This is a genomic window from Streptococcus salivarius, from assembly GCF_000785515.1.
In the GTDB taxonomy this organism is placed as follows: Bacteria; Bacillota; Bacilli; order Lactobacillales; family Streptococcaceae; genus Streptococcus; species Streptococcus salivarius.
In genome coordinates this window covers 891,359-910,842 of record NZ_CP009913.1, presented here as the reverse complement: position 1 = coordinate 910,842, position 19,484 = coordinate 891,359, and the positions used below count along the sequence as shown (strand labels likewise).

Here is a 19,484-nt window from a genome sequence, read left to right as displayed (position 1 = left end):
GATTATTTATCAAAATCAGCATAACCATTTTCATCGAAGAAGACAGTCTTACCGTCTTGGAAAGTGATCCATGTGTTTGTCACACGTTCTCCAAGAACTGATTCGTAGTATTCCACTCCTTTTGGTGTACTGATTGGGCTACCTTTAACTTGACGTCCCAAATGATCAAAGTAATATTCTTTACCATCGATATTTTGGCGTCCTGTTACAGCCTTACCATCTTTGAAGTAGTACCAAACATTGTTACCAGTTGTCAAGAAACGGTTATTGATACGTTCACCTGAATCTTTATCATAGTATGAAAGTGAACCGTCAGCATTCTTAACAAAGTCACCTTTAACTTGGCTACCATCTTCCTTGAAGTAATAGTTTTTACCGCCAATGCTATAGGCACCTGTCACGATTTCACCATTATCTTTGGCATAGTACCATGTCTTACCACCATCAAGAGTGAAGAAATCAGATTTGACTTGGCTTCCATCAGCATTGAAGTAATAGTTAAGGTGGTCAATTGTTTGACGACCTGTAGCGAGGTTACCATCCTTATCAGCATGGTACCACTTGCCGTTTACTTCGAAGAACTTGTCTTTAACCTTGTAACCATTATCTACAGTGTAGTAGCTAATCTTGCCATTTTCAGTAACAAATTCACCTTTAACTTGGGCACCATTTGCACGGAAGTAGTATTCGTGACCATCCAAAGTAAGGGCACCTGTCACATTTTTACCAGCTGCATCACGGTAGAACCATGTTGAGCCATCTGTTGTGTAGAATTCACCCTTCTTAGCTTGTGCATAGCCTTGATCATTGAATTCATACCAGATACCATCGATTTCAGCCCAACGATTTGTGTAGGCATTACCAGAATTTTTATCGAAGAAGTAGAGTTTTCCGTCTGGAGTAACATACTTAGTACCTTTAGCTTGGAAGCCATTTTCATCAAAGTATTGCAATCCTCCACCAGCATGAGTCAAGCCAACAGCCATTTCTCCAGTTGGTGAGAAATAACGGAATTTAGCTTCTGTTTCTGAAGTACCTTCTTTCGGTACATCGAATACAAAGTAACCATCTTTGTACTGCTCACCAAAGCTACCAAAGTAATAATATTTACCATCCTGTTGATAAATAGAATCACGAAGCTGGATACCGTTTGGCAAGAAGAAATAAGTCTTACCATCGATATCTTGACGACCAGTTAACATATAACCTTCTTTATCGAAGTAATAGTAATTTCCAGCATATTTAATGAAGGCATTCTTAGCTTGGAAACCACTATTATCAAAGTAGGCCATACCCTTACCATCATAGTAGAAACCTGTCTTACCACCTTGATCTGTCAAAGGTTTTGGCAAGAAGATACCATTATCAGTAACTTGATAGTAGCGACCAGTAGCATCGTTGCTGAGAACATAACGACTACCACGACCAAGGATATTAGTACCATTCATGTACTTAGCAGACCATTGCTTGATTTTAACAGATGGATCAATCTTCTTACCAGTTGATATCATCACATCTTCAAACAACTGTGGATATTTCTTTTGGAGCTCATCAAGGAACTCACCACCATATTGAGCTTGGAAGTCCTTACCTGATGATTTAGAATTTGCAACATATAAAGTGTTATTGATATAAGCATTGGCCTTTGGAGTACCATAACTATTAGCACGTGTTGCTGTTACAACTTCTTGTCCTGGTAATTGGTAAAGTTGATCTGGTACCCAGTCAGCAATTGCTTGAATACCTTGCTTGTGAAGGGCTTTAAGTGCATCACGAAGATCTTCTTTAGAACCGTATTTGTTATTCTTGCTCATGGCAAGGTCATATCGGTCAGTAAAGGCATAACCATTTTGGATAACAGAATCAAGGAAGGTACGGTCATCAGCCGATACAAATTGAGGAGCCATCTCGAATGATGTGATTCCCCATGACTTGAAGAGTTCTGCATTTTCTGCAATCAATTTATTAGTATATTGGCTATCTTTTTCAACAAAATCTTGGAAGTTTGAGAAACCTTCATAGATAACTTGTGAGTCCAATGCTTCAGTAGCAGAAAATGTCTTGTCAAGTTTCTTATCTGAACCTTTAACACGGATATCTTGGTTATCAGGTGCACCTACTGGTACCCAAACACCAAGATAACCTCTCATATCAACAGTTCGATACCCCTTGATTTCATCTCCACTGAAAGACAAGTTTCCTTCAGCATCGGTGTATTTAATTTTTCCAGCTGCTGCTGCATCATTTTCGTAAGTGACAATTCCCTTATCAGTACCAAGAAGTAATGGACGGTAGGCTTGGTTAGCATGAAGTTTACCCATGTTAACTTTCAAAGTACCATCACCCAGTGAGAAATCCTGATTATTGGCAATAAGTGTCAACATACCAGAATGTTTACTTGTTTCTGCTACACCCGTAGTTTGGTCAGCAGTCATAATATCTTTACCGTAACGAACAGATGACAAGATTTCTTTTCCATTGAACGTGTCGACTTTCATCGATTGTCCACCTGAAACATATTTCATACGGTTCTTCAAGAGCGTTGTGATAGCATCGTAGTAAGGAGACTTGGTAGCCATATATTGGCCGTTATCCGTATAAAGATCTCCATAATAAACACGAGTTACCTGCTCCATATTTTGAAGAATCAAAGCATAGGCAGCTGGAATATTGTTAATAGTATAACGTTTTTCTGCCTTCTTCATATCTTCATTATAGATTTCAAAGGCACGTTTCAATTCAGCATCAGTCATGGTATAACCATCTGATTTTGGATTGATCTCTTTTTGAACGATATCACGAATGATATCTTGAACAAGGTTATCATGAGCACGCGCAAAGATGTAGTTAGCTTGTGTATCTCCATACTTACTATTATTTGTACGGTCTGTCAAACTGCTAGTAATTAAATCTTTCAATGAAGAGCCCGATCCATAAAGTGCACCCATAATTGCATAACGAAGGTTATTATCCATGGCAAGGGCTGCACCATCATGTTTTTGATTATAAGCATTATCATTTAAATCCCAAGCTTCAAGGATAGAAATGTGAGCGAGTGCATTGGCTTCAGATTTATCCACACCAAAGGCCGCACGGAAGTAGTTTGTATAAACTTGGAGAAGGTCTGCATCGACATTGTCAACTGCATCAACACGGATACCATCAAAGTTAGCATCCTTATCACCCATAACAATTGATCCCCAGTTCACAAGATAGTGAATTTGGTTCAACTGCTCAGCTTGCACAACTGGATTTGAGTTATCAACGTCATTGGCAAGTAGGAATTCATAACCACCCAAGTATCTTCCTGTACCATTTAGAGAACCATCTTGGTTACTTGGTGTACGGTTAAGCAAACGGTAATCAGAATTTGCCCAAGGTGTCTTGTCATTATTGACATAAAGAAGAGCTCCCCCCTGAAGGTGGTCAGCAAGGGTATAGTTTTCAGTTGTAGTATTCCACTGGTCTTGTTCTTTTACAAAAGACTCAATTGCTTGACGAAGCCATTCAGTTGATTTTTTAGCTGAAATTTCTTGTTCAATCTTAATTTGAATTGTCTTAGCAGCTGCATTCAATTCAGATTGACTTTGGCTGGTTGAATAAGTTGCGTTAAGGTTAAAGTGTTTAGAGAAAGTATTGAGGTAGGCAACTTGTGTATCTACATCAGGCCACCATGCCATCAAAAGTGGACGGAAGTCTTTCTCCGTTGATACACGCCATTTTTCACCATTTTCCAAAATAGTGACTGGACGATACCAGCTATTAGGTGTCAAATAACCATCTACCAACTCAAAGCTTTCTTTCTTAGAATCGTAAGCACGATTATGTGAAGAGAAAGCATCAACTAGATTAGTTGTACCTGGTGTGAATGAGTGTGTTGATGTGCTTGTCAAAGCACCGTCTTTACCGAAGTAAAGTAACTGGCCATTTACTGAAACAGCAAAATTTGTTTTGTATGAACCATCTTCTTTGACATAATAGTATTTACCATCAACTTGTTTGATGTTGTCCAAAGAGAGTGCTGCTGTTTCTTCTTTTTCAGTAACACCAGATTTTGGTTTTTCAGCTACTGTAAGCGTTGTATCTGTCGCTGCTGCAACTGGTGTTTCTGTTGTCGCACCATTTGCTACTGCTGCACGATCAGTTGTTGCTGGTGTTGCAGTATTAGTAGTTGTATCTGCTGCAGTGGTTGCTGCCGCAGGAGTTTCGACCGTTGCAGTATCAGCAGCCTTGTCAGTTGTTGTTGCTGTCGCATCTGTCGTAGCAGTTGCTGCAGGAGCGGCTACTTCATGCGTTTCAACGACAACATCGCTTTCAGCTGTCGTAGAGGCAACTGGTTGAGTTGTTTCATCAGCTGAAACCTTTTGATTGGCAACTGTAGCACCACCTACGATAGAGGCAAGTGCTGCCGAAGTGACGGCAATCGTCACCCACTGCTTCTTAACTTTGTGAAGCTTATAATGTACCTTTTTTCCCATTTTAGGTCCTCTTTTCATTTTCCTAGTTTGAATGAAATCTACATAATTCAAACAATTTCATTATAGCATATTTTTTTTCAGCCATTTCGAGTCTTTATCAAGTCATTTCAATTTTTAATCATAATGTAAATTGAAAAACATTTCGACAATCATTAAAAACTACCGAATATCGAAAACGGTAGTTTTTTTCTATTTTTAGGAAAATTTTTAGAAGTAATCGGGAGGTAAATAAGCTATCTCTATTCAATCAGTTAGCGATTTTCAAGTCAGCTATTAAGCAAAAACGACGTTATGTTGGACCCTATAGCTGACTAAAAAGAGCAAGGTTTCTGTAACCAATTTTGCCAGAACCAGGCCTAAACCAATAGCAACTAGACTACTAAGTAAAAAATAATTACAGGCCAGGAGGACTAGGACCAACATAAAGTAGCGAACACTCGACCTAAAGAGGGAGCTTGTCGGATTAAAGACCACATTAGCGTTCAGTAGACACTGGCTGGAAGCCGAAATCACACGAGCTAGCACGACCGAAAGGAGCAGATTTTTCGTCAAGGCAAAGAGCACGAATAAGGCTGTTGCATCAATGACTGAGGCCAAAACGGCCGTGCCAGAGAACTTTAAAAAAGGGCTGTAAATACGGATGGAATCACGAATAGGGCGAAAGTGCGAACTTTTATTTTCCTCCAGATAAACGGTCTCAATAGGGACTTCAGAGATTTGATGGCCTGACTTTTTGGCTTCAAGCAACATATTAAACTCGTACTCGAAACGATTGCCATCCAGATTAAGAAGCCATGGAATCAGGTCGGTTGACATGCCTCGAAGCCCCGTCTGAGTATCTGTGACTTTCTGACCAGTTACTAGACGGAAAAGTCCAGCAGTCACCTTATTCCCAAAGCGGCTACGTGCTGGTACCTTACCAACAAAGGCACGCGCACCTAAGATAAGATGGCTTGGATTATTCTCGGTTGCCTCGGCCACACGGACAATATCCTTAATTAGATGTTGACCATCACTGTCGACCGTGACTATAGGCTGAGCTGATTGATGTTGGCTAACCACTTCTTCTTGAATATAAGCGAAAGCAGTCTTGAGAGCTGCTCCTTTACCCTTATTGACAGGATGGGTAAGGACAGTCGCTCCAATAAAAGCCGTTTCGTCGTAATAGTCGTTATAGCCTGGGCCACTCCCATCATTAACAACAATAATACGGGCTTTAGGGAGTTTTATGGTAATATCTTGAACCACCTGAATCAGGCGTTTGTCTGGTTCATAAGCTGGAATAATAATATACATAGGCACTTCCTTTCTGTTTCATCCTATGACTCTTTAGTGACCTCCTCCAAAGCCACCTGGTTGCCCACCACCTTGGAGACCACCGCCGCCAGGCATTGAGTTTTCAATCTTAGTTTGTTTCTCACCATTGATAGTAATGTCACCACCGGTATAGGTCGCTGAACCATCAAAGTCAAAGCCAGACTGACCAGTCAAATTGATTGTTCCACCCGATACAAAAATATCGCCGTTAGAATCAATTGGGTCTGTATCGCCCTGGCCAACCTCAACATTTAGGGTTCCACCAGTCATCTTGAAGAAAATCTCACTTTGACTGGCATTAGCATTGGCCGCATTAACACCATCATCCGTCGCATAGACATCGATGTCTCCGTCATTGATGGTCACAGATTTACCTTCGATACCTTCAGTTGATTTTTCAACCTTGTAAGTACCACTATCAATAATCAGGTCCCCAGACGCATGAATACCGTCGTCACCAGCCTTAATGGTCATGGTATTGTCAGACAGATACATGGTACCTACTGAGGTGTCGTCATCATTGTCAACCTTAACACCATCTTCTTCCGCTTCAATGGTCATAGTTGTTCCTGTGATGTTGAGTTCATCGTTGACATTGAAGGCATCACCAACTGAGGAAATCTTATAGGTACCGCCAGTCATATGAAGGCTGTCATTGGCTTTAATACCGTTGTTTTTCTTGGCATCAATATTTAGGGTACCTGAACCGTTAATGGTCAAATCTCCTTTAGAAAAAATCACAGCATCCGCATCTTCATCACTATTAGAACTTGAATCAGAAAGTGTGTTTGCAGTGCCATCTTTAAGTGTCAGATAGACATGACCAGCTTTTGTGGCGTTGATTGCTGCATTTGTATTAGTCATGGTAACACCATCTAGAACAATATGGACATCATCTGAATCCCCAGCGTCTACCTTGATTTGCAAACCGTCGGATTTTCCTGAAATGACGTAGGTACCAGCTTTGGAGATGGTTACAGTTGAACCTGATAGGGCTGCACCATCACCTGAAACATCCGCAGATGAGCCTGATAACTTAATCTTAGTAGCTGAACTTTCATTATAAGAGGTATCAGAATCTTTAGAAGTAAAGTAGTTGCTGTTGTTCTTATTTGTTTTCTTACTGGTCGTTGCTGTTACAGCACTTGTTTTTGAAGTCGTGCTTGACGTCGTCCCAGTTGACTGACTGCTTGATTGGCTACAAGCCGTCATGACTGTTAGGGCTGTCGCACAGGTTAATAAAGTCGTCCATTTTTTTAGTTTTTTTGATTTCATATATTTTTCCTCTCGGGTTCGTTTGGATGATTACAGTTTACGGGACTTACCTAAAACATTTCTAAAGGATAACTGAAACTTATCTTAAGTTAAGTTTGGTGAAAGTTTGACTTAGGAAAACTTTCAGAAAAGTCCCATAGACTAGTAGGCAAGCAAATGAATACTTTATATAGTAGTACTTTTGCTCTCAATTTAATTTTCTACTAAAAAATAAAAGCCAAATCTTGAAGTGACGGCTTTGTATCTTATCTAAGTGAACTCGCCTACAACTCGTGGGAAAAGATGGGACCTGCTTGGAGTTAAACTCCTTCGACTGGTCCCCCTATTATCCTGAGAGTTGCTTCACGGCTTTGTATCTTATCTAAAAAAGGAGTTTTTTCATGGTTAAACAATTGGAAACACGTTTTAAACGTATTGAAACAAAATATGTGGTCTCAAAGGACAATCTTGAGGACCTGCTCACTGATCTTAAGGAGTATTTGGTAGAGGATGATTATCCGACATCTACCATTTCAAATATTTACTTTGATACGGATAATTTTGACGTCATCCAAGATGCCCTAGATGGTAATCACCGTCAAGAGAAAATCCGCATGCGTACCTACCTAGCCAATCCCAAAATTGATAGTAAGGTCTTTTTAGAGGTTAAAGCCAAAGATGATGAAGGAATCGGTCATAAGTTTCGTCTCGTTTCAACACCGCTTGCCATCACTAACTTGATGACAGACGGTAAGAATCATGGTCAAATCACTGACCGCCAGCTATTACAGGATATCCACCACTTACGTCAACGCTATGATGAGGGGCTTAAACCTCGTATGTATATCTACTACGACCGTTTTTCGATGAAAGAAAAAGAGACTATCGAAGGCTATGCCTACAATAAAGTTCGTGTTACCCTTGACCAAAATTTGACTTACCGTGATGAAGATGTCAGTCTCTTTAAGGGAAATCATGGTTTTCCCCTTCTTGATGAAGATACGATTATCATGGAAATCAAGGCACCTGGCAAAAAGCCTGACTGGCTTCAAGCTATCTTAGATAAACATGGTTTGGAAGAGCAGAAATTCTCAAAATACAGCTGTGCCTATCATAAGTCTCAAGGTCTAGACTACAGACCACGTCCAGCACAAGAAAAAGGAGCTGCTGCCTATGTCTAATCTCTTCAATTCTATCTTTAATGATGCGACCGCAACCGCTAGTCCCCTTCAACTCATGCTGGCCTTACTGGTCAGCCTTGTTTTAGGATTGGCCCTAACCTGGACTTACAAATACCGGACCCTCTACACCAGAGAATTTGTCATCAGTTTGACCCTACTTCCATGTTTGATGACCCTAGTTATCTTCCTTGTCAATGGTAGTTTGGGGACCTCTATTGCCGTGGCAGGGACCTTTAGTCTCATTCGTTTTCGTTCTGCCACCAGCGGTTCTAGAGAACTAATCGCTGTCTTCATGGCCATGATTATTGGTCTGGCATCTGGGACCGGCTATCTCTTACTGGCTGTCCTCTTTACCATTTTCCTTCTAGCTGTTTGGCTTCTTTTGGAAAATCGTCAAAGTCGTACCGACAACCAACGTCGTAGACTCCTGACCATTAACGTCTCCTACCAAGACTTGATTGATCAAAAAATCACTAAAACCTTGCTCAATTTCACCAGTGAATGCGACCTGATTTCCCTTAACACCACTGGTGGGGGGGAGACCATGCAGCTGGTCTACGAAGTGGATTTGAATCCCCAAGTGGATGACTTCCAATTGACTAACCACCTTATCTCAAGTATTGAAAATTGTGATCTTGCCCTAACCAAAAAAGCTAAAAAGAAAAAGAATTTGTAAGATAAAAAGACATCTCCAACTAGTTTTTGGAGATGTTTTTGCATGTTTTGAGGTTAACATTTTCACTAAGCTATAGCCTATACCTCTATGCCGCCAGTATGGAGTGCGAGATTATCGCAGGAATCAAAGTATCATCTAATCATCTTCATCTTGGACAACCTTACCGTCTTGTATGTTAAAGGTATAGCCAATATATCCGGAATTGTCATAGTAAGCGGAATTTTCTTCATCAGTTGTGAAAAAATAAAATTCGTACTCTCCGTCTGGTAGCTTGCTAGCATCCAGTTTAGTTGCAGCCTCTTCTAAATCTTTCTTACTAGTATTTTCTGTATCACTTACTCTTATTGACATAGCAACAATATGTTCATCAATCATTGTTTGATAAGGAATTTGATAATACCCATAAAAATCATGCTTGCCATTTTTACGGTTTTCTTCGGCTAAATGTTTTCGACGATTACCAGCCTCTTGATCTATCAGTGTATTATCTCTGAAGGAGAAATCTTCGATATCAAGGCCTAAAGATTGCTTCTTAAGTTCCTTGAAGAGTTGCTGCTCTTCTTTTTTTACAGATTTTTGTTGTAAATAGGTTTCCGAGTAAAGGCCAGGAGTCTTATATTCTTCACCATTAACTGTCCAGTCAAGATTAAAAGTAATTTTTGAATCTAATGATATGTTTTGATTGTCGTAGGTTTCCTCTGAATAGGTATAATCGACATAAATGCCTACACTATCTAGAATCACCTTTTTGATATTCTTAACTTGGACCTTTCCCTTAAAACCATTATAAGCCAAGATTTTTTGCGTTTTTTCCCTGGCTTTTGAGTAAGCATTTGGAAGTGCTCCTGTACAACCAACTAAAAGACTAGAACAAAGGAGGAGAATTGCTAAACGAGAAAGAGTTATGATATAAGGAGTATTTTTCTTCATAGGACATCCTTCCTTTCCTCAATGATTTGTATAAATAAGCACACCAAATCCTTCAAATAAAACGAGCTTTCTTCACTCCTATTATAGCATTTTAAAGCGCTTTCTCATGGTAGTTAGAGGAACAAAATGATTTGAATTCCTCTAGCAAAAAAGCCTGAATCATCACTTCAGGCTTTTCCTCTTAGTTCAAATCGGTTGAGATAATCCTCAATAATCTGTTACTTCTTTTCGGTCATGGACATTGCTTTGCTTGCCCTGACGTGCTTTAAGTACGGCTTCAACGTCTTCAGGGCTAACCCCTGTTTCAACGAGCATAACGGCTAGGTGATAGAGGACGTCTGCTGTCTCGTTGGCAATTTCTTCTTTATCAGCATTTTTGGCTCCAATCACAACTTCTGTCGCTTCTTCGCCAACCTTTTTAAGAATCTTGTCTAGCCCCTTATCAAAAAGGTAATTGGTATAAGACCCTTCTTTGGGATTCTTTTTACGATCTAAGGCTTCCTTATAAAGTGTTTCTAACATAGCTACTCCTATCTGTCTTGTCTGTCATCATATATATCCGTAAAGAAACAGCTGTAGGCTCCTGTATGGCAGGCTGTTCCTTCTTGTTCCACGGCGATAAGCAAGGTGTCCTGATCACAGTCAGTCTTAATGCTTTTAACATGTTGGAAATGACCAGATGTGGCTCCCTTATGCCAAAGCTCATTTCTAGAACGGCTCCAGTAATGCATTTGTTTGGTCTCTAGGGTCAACTGATAGGACACCTCATTCATATAGGCCAACATGAGCACCTGCCCCGTCTTGAAATCGGTCACAATGACTGGTACCAGTCCTCCTTGTTTGTCAAAATCAAGTTTAACCTCTGTCATCGTCTCACCTCAATTCCTGCATTTGCCAAGACTTGTTTGGTTTCGCCTATATTTACCTCACCAAAGTGGAAGATAGAGGCTGCCAGTGCACCAGTCGCTGTTGTCTTTTCAAAGACCTCTACAATGTCCTCAATATTTCCCGCGCCACCAGAAGCGATGATCGGAACATCAACGACTTCCGCCACACGATTTAGCATTTCCAAATCAAAACCAGACTTAGTGCCGTCCTTGTCCATGCTGGTTAAGAGAATTTCTCCAGCCCCCAAGGCGACGACTTCTTGAGCCCATTGGATGAGGTCCCTACCTGTATCCTTACGGCCACCCGCCACAAAAACATGCCAGCTCCCATCAGCCATCTTTTTGGCATCAATCGCAGCCACTACACACTGGTTCCCAAATTTTTGAGCACAATCAGCGATTAGTTGCGGGTTGGCAAGGGCTGAGGAATTGACCGCAACCTTGTCAGCACCAGCTTTAAGCATCTTGTTCATGTCTTCAACTGAACGGATACCACCACCAACTGTGAAGGGGATAAAGACCTGATCGGCAACGCGGCGTACCATGTCAACCGTTGTTTCACGATTGTCTGAAGTCGCTGTGATATCCAAGAAAACGAGTTCATCACAGCCAGCCTCATAGTAAGCACGTGCAGAATCAACAGGATCACCAACATCTGTCAGATTCACAAAATTAACCCCCTTAACGACACGACCGTCCTTGACATCCAAACAAGGAATAATACGTTTTTTAAGCATCTTAACCTCCGAAAGACTTGAGTTGGTCTAATGTGATATTGCCGTTATAGTAAGCTTTACCGACAATGGTTCCTGCCACACCAATCTCTTGTAGGTGATCTAAGTCGGCTACTTCTGCAATCCCACCGGAAGCGATGACTTTGGCGGTTGTGAGTTCAGATACCAAACGTTTGTAGTGATCAAGATTGGGTCCTGTCAGTGTGCCATCTCGATCAACATCAGTATAGACAAAGAGGGTTACGCCCATCTTTTCCATTTCCTTGGCCAAGGTAATATAGTCCACATTGCTGGTTTCCAACCAGCCTTCAGTAGCGACAAACCCTGCCTTGGCATCAATACCTACGACAATTTTATCGGCACCAAATTCCTCTAAAGCTGCTCGAACGAAGTCAGGATTTTTAACGGCCATTGAACCGATAATGATACGGTCGATGCCAACTTCCAAATAGTCACGAATCTGCTCCAAAGTACGGATACCGCCACCAACTTCGATGCCAAGTCCAGAAACCTTCTTGACCTCTGCAATCAAGTCACGGTTAGTGGCACGACCATCAAGGGCACCGTCCAAGTCGACGACATGAATAAATTGAATGCCCGCATTCTTAAAGGTCTTTGCCTGCTCAATAACATCTGGATTGACAACGGTTTGTTGGTTGAAATCTCCTTTAAAGAGACGAACAGCCTGTCCATCCTTAATATCAATTGCTGGTAGAATTTGCATCTCCCCTACCATCCTTTCTAACAAAAAGTCTTTGCTCTCACTAGCTTCTAGGCTTTACATAACCCTGCAAACTTTTCAAGAATACCTAAGCCAATATCCCCTGATTTTTCAGGATGAAATTGAGCCCCATAAACATTGTCTTTATGAATCATGGCTGGCACCTCAATACTGTAGTCTGCGGTAACATCAATGTATTGGCTAGGGACATCTGTGAAATAGCTGTGAACGAAGTAGACAGCTTGGCCATCTAAACCATCTGTCAAAGGGCTGGCTTGCTTAACAGCCAAATCATTCCACCCCATATGTGGGACAGGTTGCTCCTTGCTGGCTGGAATAGGACGGCAGACACCTGGAATAAAGCCAAGACCATCTGTTTCTTCATGTTCCAGTCCTTTTTGTGTTAAAATCTGCATGCCTAAACAAATTCCCAAAAGGGGAACTCCCTGTGCGACGGCCTCTTTGATAACAGCTACCAAGCCTCTTCGCTCAAGCTCTGCCATAGCCGTTGGATAGGCACCTACACCAGGTAAAATCAACCCATCTGCAGCTAGGATTTTTTCTTTGTCAGCAGACAATTCTGCAGTCACACCGATTTTTTCAAGGGCACGTAGAACATTTGCGGTATTCCCCGCATCGTAATCAATGACGATAATCATAGCATCCCCTTTGTCGAGTTTACGCCGTGAATATCAGGATTGATTGTGATTGCCTCACGCAAGGCACGTCCTGTTGCCTTGAAAAGACTTTCTGACTTGTGGTGATTGTTTTTTCCGTGGAGAATCTTGAGGTGGAGATTCATCTGAACATTGAAAGCCAAGGCTTGGAAAAATTCTTCAACCAGTTCTGTGTCAAAATTACCCAATTTTGGATTATCAAAACTAGCATCAAAGACCAAGAAGCTACGTCCAGACAAGTCTAAACTTGCCATTCCGAGGGTTTCATCCATAGGTACAAAAGCCGTTCCATAACGGTTGATCCCTGCTTTATCGCCCAAGGCCTCTTTAAGAGCTTGACCAAGGACAATACCGACATCTTCAACGGTGTGGTGACTATCAACCCAAAGGTCACCATCAGCCTTCACCACCAAAGACATACGACCGTGGCGGGCAAACAAGGTCAACATGTGGTCAAAAAATCCGACACCTGTTTGAATATCTACTGGTTCTTGAGCATCCAAATTGAGGCTTAACTTAATTTTGGTTTCAAAGGTATTACGTTCAATTTCTGCTTGTCTCATAACTTCTTCCTCTACTCTCTCAATTATTGTCGTTTCTGACTTCAATTGCCTTGGCGTGGGCCTGCAAGCCTTCCGCATAAGCCAAGGTTGTGATATCGTGCTGAGCCTTATTGACTGCTGCCTTATCATATTGCGTATATTGGATACGTTTGACAAAATCGTGCACGCCTAAAGCTGATGAAAAGCGGCTAGTCGCTGTCGTCGGAAGAACGTGGTTGGCACCTGCATAGTAGTCGCCAATTGGTTCGCTGGTAAAGTGACCAAGAAAGACGGAACCAGCATTTTCCACTTTTTCCAAGTAATCATAAGCATTGTCCATAGCAATTTCCAAATGTTCTGGCGCAACCAAGTTCATGAGTTCGAACATGGCATCTGTATCATTGGCAATAATAATACGGCCGTTATTTTCGACAGATGGACGAGCAATCGCCTCACGTGGCAAAAGCTTGAGTTGACGTTCGATCTCATTTTCAACCGCATCAGCCAAGGCTTCAGAATCTGTGACCAAAATGGCACGTGCGCGTGTGTCGTGCTCTGCTTGAGACAAGAGGTCAGCTGCCACATAGGTTGGATTGGCACTACTATCAGCAATGACACCAATTTCTGATGGCCCTGCAATCATATCAATACCGACAATACCGTAAACTTGTTTCTTGGCAGTCGCCACGAAAATATTACCAGGACCTGTAATCTTGTCCACTTTTGGAATTGTTTCTGTACCAAAGGCCAAGGCCGCAACCCCTTGAGCCCCACCAACTTGGTAAATGCTATCCACACCAGCCAATTTTGCAGCTACCAGGATCGCAGGAACAAAATGCTCTTGAGGCGGCGTAATCATAATAATCTCTTTAACCCCAGCAATTTTGGCAGGAATAACATTCATAAGAACTGATGACGGATAAGCCGCAGTTCCTCCAGGCACATAAACACCCACACGATTGATAGGACGGATCAATTGACCACGAATAACACCCTCACTTGGTTGGTCCTCAAAACCAGCCTCCAACTGATGTTTGTGATAAGATTCAATGTTTTCTTTGGCATTAACTAGGGCTTGGTAAACCTCTGGATCAATCTCTTTAAAGGCTTGATCAATCAAGTCCTGTCCAACTTCAAAATCAGTCAAGTCAACCTTATCAAATTTAGCTGAATAGTCACGAAGGGCCTCGTCTCCACGTTTTTTAACGTCTTCAATAATGGCTTGAACCGTGCTTTCAACGTCTCTATTTTCTTTTGACAGTTCCAATTGCTCCTGATAAAGAAGCTCCGCAATTTCTTTATTTGTTCCAGTTAATCGTTTCATTCGAACGGTACCTCCTCGTTCCCTACAAGTGATTCAATCTTACAAATGAATGGTAGAACTTCCTTGTTATTTTTCAAAGAAGCCTTATTAACAATCATTCGTGCTGAAATCCTGCAAATATCTTCATAAACTTTTAAGCCATTAGCAACAAGGGTATTCCCTGTTTCCACAATATCGACAATAGCATCCGCTAGACCAATGACTGGGGCAATCTCAACACTCCCCTGAATTGAAATGATCTCAACATCCTCACCTTTTTGATTAAAATAATCCGTCGCAATGGTTGGATACTTGGTAGCAATACGTTTACGCTTATGGTCATCAGGATTATAGTCTTCTGTTGATGCTACAGAGAATTTACAAAGGCCAAAATTAAGGTCTAACATTTCCAAATAGCCTGTCGGATGTTCAACCAAAACATCCTTCCCGACAATCCCAATATCTGCGACACCATGTCGGACATAGGTGGTCACATCTGGTGCTTTGACCAGGAGAAAACGGAAACGTTTGTCAGGACTTTCGAAAATTAAATTACGGCCCTTATCAGCCATGAAGGACATGTCAAAGCCAGCTTTTTCTAGTAATTTAACTGTATCTTTCTCAATTCGCCCCTTGGTTAAGGCAATTGTGATTTGATTGCTAGTCATCCAAGTCACCTCCAAATTCCACATCATCATGCACTGCTTGATAGACCGAATCAACATCAATCGCCCAACCAACCGCTGTTAACTCGGTAGCACCAAAGCGTTCAAACAGTTTATCGTAACGGCCACCTGATACAAAGGCATCTGGCACCTTATCACCAAAGACCTTAAACATCATGCCTGTGTAGTAAAGCACTGCTGGCAATTGAGCCAAATCAAGCGTCGTCTCTGGGAGACTATCTGCTAGGCGATTGGTTAAGACTTCCAAACTATCCAAGGCCGTCAAAAAGGCTTCACTGTCTGTTAACTGTCTAGCCTTGGTCAAGACATCCTTTGTCTCACCAAAGAGGAAGGGCAACTGCTCCAAAACCTTGTCATATTGACTTGGATTTTCTTTGGTGAATTCCTTGAGGCCTGTGATTGATTTGTCACGGATATAGGCCGCCAGCTCTGCTTCTTTTACAGCTGGAAGGTCTAATTCTTCAAAAATGAGTTGCAAGAGGCGAGCATGTGAAAACTCAAACTTGTAATTTTTGACACCGGCAGCATCCAGAGCCTCTTTAGCAGATATTACAGCTTCTTCCATGGCCTGGTGAACAGGGAATCCTATAATCTCAATACCAGCCTGCGTATGCTCATTGGATAGGCCACGCATCTCCTCATTGTAGTTAAAGACTTTTCCAGAGTAAGAAAATTTAATCGGTGTATGAACTTGTGTCGAAGCAATCACGCGCCCAATTTGGCTGGTAATATCAGGACGTAGGCTAACAAGATCTCCATTTTTATCAAAGAAATTGTAGTTACCATTGTCCACAACATCGCTAAAGACTTCGAAATGCTCTAGGGTTGGTGTCTCAATTCGAAGGAAACCCTTTGTCATCAACAAGTCACAGATACGATGCTCAATCTGATACATGGTACGGGCACGTTTGAAAAGTTTATCGTGCATTCCTAAGGCTAATGTCGTTTTTTTTCATGCTTGTAACTCCTGTATTGTCATTAGTACGCGCTCCATCTCATCCTGAGTTCCAATAGAGATGCGTAGTCTGTCTGAAATACGCTCCACTTTTGGAAAATATCGGACATAAATTTTCTTACTTTGGAGATAGTCAAACAATTGGCCTGCAGTCACTCCGTGCGGTTTGACCAAAACAAAATTGGTTTTTGAAGGAAGAACATCAAAGCCAATAGCTTTCAATTCTTGGCTAAACCAGTCACGTGTGGCCATAATCTTAGCGCAGCTATCTTCATAATAATTCCAAGACTGAACGGCTGCAGTCGCCAAGACTTCCGCAATGCTATCCACACTATAGGGATTGACTGAATTCTTGACGGCATTGATCACAGCCATTAGCTTTGGACTTCCGATGCCATAGCCGACACGCAAGCCTGCAAGTGAGGCGTCCTTAGAAAAGGTCCTTGTGATAAACACATTGTCATACTTTTCTAGAAGAGGTAGGGCAGTCTCCCCACCAAAGTTAATATAGGCTTCGTCAATAATCACAACTACTGACTGATTGGCCTTTACGATTTTCTCAATTTGATCGAGAGGTTTATAAATACCTGTTGGCGCATTTGGGTTAGTAAGGACAATCCCACCATTTTCAACCAGATAATCTTGAGTATCAATCTCAAATGAAGAGTTCAAGGGCACTTCTCTAAATGGGATGCGATACAAATCTGCCCAAACCTTGTAAAATCCATAGGTCAAGTCTGGAAACAAAACGTCTTCCTCGCTATTAAAGAAAGCTAGGAAAGCCATTGACAAAATATCGTCTGACCCATTTCCAATAATCACTTGATCGGCAGGAACACCTAGCTGTTCAGATAAGGCTTGACGTAAAGCCGCTTGATCCAAAGTCGAATACTTACGTAACTGATGGGCATCAAAGGATGCTAAAGCTTGATGGACCGCTGGACTTGGTCCATAGGCATTTTCATTAGTATTCAACTTAATGATATTTTTTTCAGCAGGCTGACTACCTGCCACATAGGGTTCAATCTTTCGTAATCCTTTGATTTCCATAGTTTATCCTTTCTGTTCAACTCCGACCAAGTGTACCGCTAGCTACAAATACTAAAAGCAAGGGTAACAAAAAACGCCCTCGCAAAAACAACTTTTGCAAGGACGTTGGCACGTGGTTCCACCTTAATTCGAACAGGGGTCACCCCCTCTTCCTCATGAAGTCACAAAGACTCACTTGTAACTCCCAGTCTCTAACGGAACCACCCGTCGTACACTACTGTCATCCAGAGTTCGCATACGCTCTCAAGAATGTGTCGTCTTTGATCTCATGCGTTCTCAGCTTCCCGCATTCTCTGTGAAACGATCTGACTTTTTCTATCAACGATTTAGATTTTAGTTTATTTTACCTGAAAATTCAGAACAAAGCAAGTCTTTTTTGTATATTTTTATAAAAAGTTGAAAATCATGTATATTTAATAGCAGTAACAAACCTTTTGAGACTTTCCTTAGGTGATGGCGGACGCGGGTGAAATGATTCTGTGGATAATTCTAGCCATCCAAAAGTTCCATGCCTAAGTTTTGAACCTCATGTCTCAAAAATCCCTAGCGCCGGAAACACGATAGATTCAGGCACTTCCATCACTATAGACAGTCTCGTTCTATCTAAATTCCTATCACAAAAAAAACAGGCTCAGTAATTTTTTATGAAAATGTCTTTAAGCAAATTCCTCATTTAAAATAATTTCTTCATTTTATGATTTGTATATTTATCCTAAATATTTTTTCAATGCAAGACAAAAAGCCTGAAGCACAGCTCCAAGCTCTTATTTTAAGCCAATTTTCTAGGTCTGATAAATCCTGTCATAATACTCAAACAAAGCAGCCCTACAGCAACATACCAATAAGGCATATCCACGCTAGTTGTACGACCTGAAACCTCAACGATTCCCTTAACCAAGCAGGCACTAGCAACAACTGCAATAGACGAATTAAAGAGTAGTTTTGAAAGACGTGTTTTCACCCAAGACATTCCCACTCCTGTTAGCAGATAGATAAGTGCTCCAGCCAATGGGGCTAAAAACATCATACGCATAAACATGGATGATTCCCCGTAAGAGAAACGTTCATAGACAAAGGTAAATAGAAGGCTAAAAATAGTTAAAGCAATGTAAGTGAAAAAGTGTTTGCTGGCTGATTTTTTAGTAACCGATGTAAACAATATCGCTCACCGCCCTTTCTGAAATTTTGTTTCCGTTTGTGGTTGGCTTATTAATGACTTGACCATTGAAGTACATAGTAGATGAGCCACCACCGTCAAGGTTATAAGCTGTCGTCACGCCATAGGATTTCATCAACTCTGCCATTTCATAGAGGGTCAACCCTGACGATTCACTGGTACGACCATCAGAGACAATGACAATATAGTGCACACTGCCATCACTCTCTTCGATGACTCCGATGGCTGTACGTGGATTGTCGGCCATGGCTTGACCAACCTCTTCATTTTCCGATACAGCTATCTTGTCATTTTCAACTAAGGTTGGACCAAAGGCAAAGGTATTGACCACACCTGAATCGACCAATTTTTGAGCCGTTGTATCGCTCTCCTTAAAGGTCTTGAAGCTACCATCTGAGTAGACTGCAAGGTCCTCGTAGTCACTGTTTCGATCAGTATCACGATAGACTTGACCATTTTTAATCACATAACCCGACTGATTAGCGCCATAATAGTCACCATTGATGGCAAAGATTGCATTGTTTTGCTGGGCAATACTTGAAGTAGTGTCAGTGATGTTGGTCCCATAGGTATTTTGTGCCAAAGCCGTTTTAAGGTAATCTGCACTCGAAAGCTGGATATCTGCCACATAGTAAGTGGTATCACTGGTTTTACCTGTTGTGATTTTGATATCCATATTGTCATCTTTATAAGTCGTATCCGTCTTAGTCACCTTACCAGTGCTAGTAGATGCCGTCGACGACGCTGTGGTTGAACTAGTCGTATTGGCCGAAACCGTTGAGACCGCTGAGGGAATGACAAAGACCTTTAAGAGAGAGTAAACATTTGCCCCCATCAGAAAAAGGGTAAAGAGTAAGGCATAGGCATGCCTTTTGAGAAATTTCATAGAAGACCTCCAATTTTGAAAGATAAGATA

General features: G+C 41.4%; 18 protein-coding genes. 2 read left to right on the top strand and 16 right to left on the bottom strand.

The window, feature by feature from the left end:
* Positions 1 to 2 precede the first annotated feature (2 nt).
* The 3 genes from SSAL8618_RS04540 to SSAL8618_RS04530 all read right to left on the bottom strand — a co-directional run bounded on the left by SSAL8618_RS04540 (position 3) and on the right by SSAL8618_RS04530 (position 7,070).
* On the bottom strand, positions 3 to 4,478 hold the full coding sequence (locus SSAL8618_RS04540) for a glycoside hydrolase family 70 protein (RefSeq protein WP_038675811.1): 4,476 nt from the start codon (positions 4,476 to 4,478) through the stop codon (positions 3 to 5).
* A 273-nt stretch (positions 4,479 to 4,751) separates the two neighbouring features.
* Complete coding sequence (locus SSAL8618_RS04535; RefSeq protein ID WP_038675810.1) at positions 4,752 to 5,774, bottom strand: glycosyltransferase; 1,023 nt, start codon at positions 5,772 to 5,774, stop codon at positions 4,752 to 4,754.
* 33 nt (positions 5,775 to 5,807) lie between these two features.
* On the bottom strand, positions 5,808 to 7,070 hold the full coding sequence (locus SSAL8618_RS04530; protein WP_038675807.1) for a carbohydrate-binding domain-containing protein: 1,263 nt from the start codon (positions 7,068 to 7,070) through the stop codon (positions 5,808 to 5,810).
* A 380-nt stretch (positions 7,071 to 7,450) separates the two neighbouring features.
* Here SSAL8618_RS04530 and SSAL8618_RS04525 point away from each other — a divergent pair, with 380 nt between their 5' ends.
* Together SSAL8618_RS04525 and SSAL8618_RS04520 are read left to right on the top strand one after the other, a co-directional pair.
* Positions 7,451 to 8,230: a polyphosphate polymerase domain-containing protein gene (locus SSAL8618_RS04525; RefSeq protein WP_038675806.1), complete on the top strand. Its 780-nt coding sequence runs from the start codon at positions 7,451 to 7,453 to the stop codon at positions 8,228 to 8,230.
* A complete protein-coding gene (locus SSAL8618_RS04520; protein WP_038675804.1) occupies positions 8,223 to 8,906 on the top strand; it encodes a DUF4956 domain-containing protein in 684 nt (227 codons plus the stop codon). The genes SSAL8618_RS04525 and SSAL8618_RS04520 overlap by 8 nt, the downstream gene beginning before the upstream one ends.
* A gap of 135 nt (positions 8,907 to 9,041) precedes the next feature.
* Here the strand turns inward: SSAL8618_RS04520 and SSAL8618_RS04515 are convergent, their stop codons facing one another.
* From SSAL8618_RS04515 to SSAL8618_RS04455, 13 genes are all read right to left on the bottom strand, one after another.
* The gene (locus SSAL8618_RS04515; protein ID WP_038675802.1) at positions 9,042 to 9,836 is read right to left on the bottom strand and encodes a hypothetical protein; all 795 of its coding nucleotides are present in this window, start codon (positions 9,834 to 9,836) and stop codon (positions 9,042 to 9,044) included.
* A gap of 207 nt (positions 9,837 to 10,043) precedes the next feature.
* Entirely contained in the window at positions 10,044 to 10,358 is a 315-nt protein-coding gene (gene hisE, locus SSAL8618_RS04510; RefSeq protein WP_002884043.1) for a phosphoribosyl-ATP diphosphatase, read from the bottom strand.
* Between the two features lie 8 nt (positions 10,359 to 10,366).
* Complete coding sequence (gene hisI / locus SSAL8618_RS04505) at positions 10,367 to 10,705, bottom strand: phosphoribosyl-AMP cyclohydrolase (RefSeq protein WP_038675800.1); 339 nt, start codon at positions 10,703 to 10,705, stop codon at positions 10,367 to 10,369.
* A complete protein-coding gene (gene hisF, locus SSAL8618_RS04500; protein ID WP_002890735.1) occupies positions 10,702 to 11,460 on the bottom strand; it encodes an imidazole glycerol phosphate synthase subunit HisF in 759 nt (252 codons plus the stop codon). Before hisF ends, hisI begins: the two co-directional genes overlap by 4 nt.
* Before the next feature lies 1 nt (position 11,461).
* Complete coding sequence (gene hisA / locus SSAL8618_RS04495) at positions 11,462 to 12,181, bottom strand: 1-(5-phosphoribosyl)-5-[(5-phosphoribosylamino)methylideneamino]imidazole-4-carboxamide isomerase (RefSeq protein WP_038675798.1); 720 nt, start codon at positions 12,179 to 12,181, stop codon at positions 11,462 to 11,464.
* Positions 12,182 to 12,228: 47 nt separating this feature from the next.
* Positions 12,229 to 12,837, bottom strand: a complete 609-nt coding sequence (gene hisH, locus SSAL8618_RS04490; RefSeq protein WP_038675796.1) for an imidazole glycerol phosphate synthase subunit HisH — start codon at positions 12,835 to 12,837, stop codon at positions 12,229 to 12,231.
* Positions 12,834 to 13,418 (bottom strand): imidazoleglycerol-phosphate dehydratase HisB, encoded by a 585-nt coding sequence (gene hisB / locus SSAL8618_RS04485; protein ID WP_002888923.1) that lies wholly within the window; start codon positions 13,416 to 13,418, stop codon positions 12,834 to 12,836. The genes hisH and hisB overlap by 4 nt, the downstream gene beginning before the upstream one ends.
* A gap of 19 nt (positions 13,419 to 13,437) precedes the next feature.
* Complete coding sequence (hisD, locus tag SSAL8618_RS04480) at positions 13,438 to 14,721, bottom strand: histidinol dehydrogenase (RefSeq protein ID WP_038675793.1); 1,284 nt, start codon at positions 14,719 to 14,721, stop codon at positions 13,438 to 13,440.
* On the bottom strand, positions 14,718 to 15,368 hold the full coding sequence (gene hisG / locus SSAL8618_RS04475; protein ID WP_002883998.1) for an ATP phosphoribosyltransferase: 651 nt from the start codon (positions 15,366 to 15,368) through the stop codon (positions 14,718 to 14,720). The genes hisD and hisG overlap by 4 nt, the downstream gene beginning before the upstream one ends.
* Positions 15,361 to 16,314 (bottom strand): ATP phosphoribosyltransferase regulatory subunit, encoded by a 954-nt coding sequence (locus SSAL8618_RS04470; RefSeq protein ID WP_038675792.1) that lies wholly within the window; start codon positions 16,312 to 16,314, stop codon positions 15,361 to 15,363. The genes hisG and SSAL8618_RS04470 overlap by 8 nt, the downstream gene beginning before the upstream one ends.
* Positions 16,315 to 16,338: 24 nt before the next feature.
* Positions 16,339 to 17,391, bottom strand: coding sequence for a histidinol-phosphate transaminase (gene hisC, locus SSAL8618_RS04465; RefSeq protein WP_038675790.1), 1,053 nt, complete (start codon positions 17,389 to 17,391; stop codon positions 16,339 to 16,341).
* A gap of 769 nt (positions 17,392 to 18,160) precedes the next feature.
* Positions 18,161 to 18,550: a hypothetical protein gene (locus tag SSAL8618_RS04460; protein ID WP_038675788.1), complete on the bottom strand. Its 390-nt coding sequence runs from the start codon at positions 18,548 to 18,550 to the stop codon at positions 18,161 to 18,163.
* Complete coding sequence (locus SSAL8618_RS04455; protein ID WP_038675786.1) at positions 18,531 to 19,454, bottom strand: phosphodiester glycosidase family protein; 924 nt, start codon at positions 19,452 to 19,454, stop codon at positions 18,531 to 18,533. Before SSAL8618_RS04455 ends, SSAL8618_RS04460 begins: the two co-directional genes overlap by 20 nt.
* Between the last annotated feature and the right edge of the window lie 30 nt (positions 19,455 to 19,484).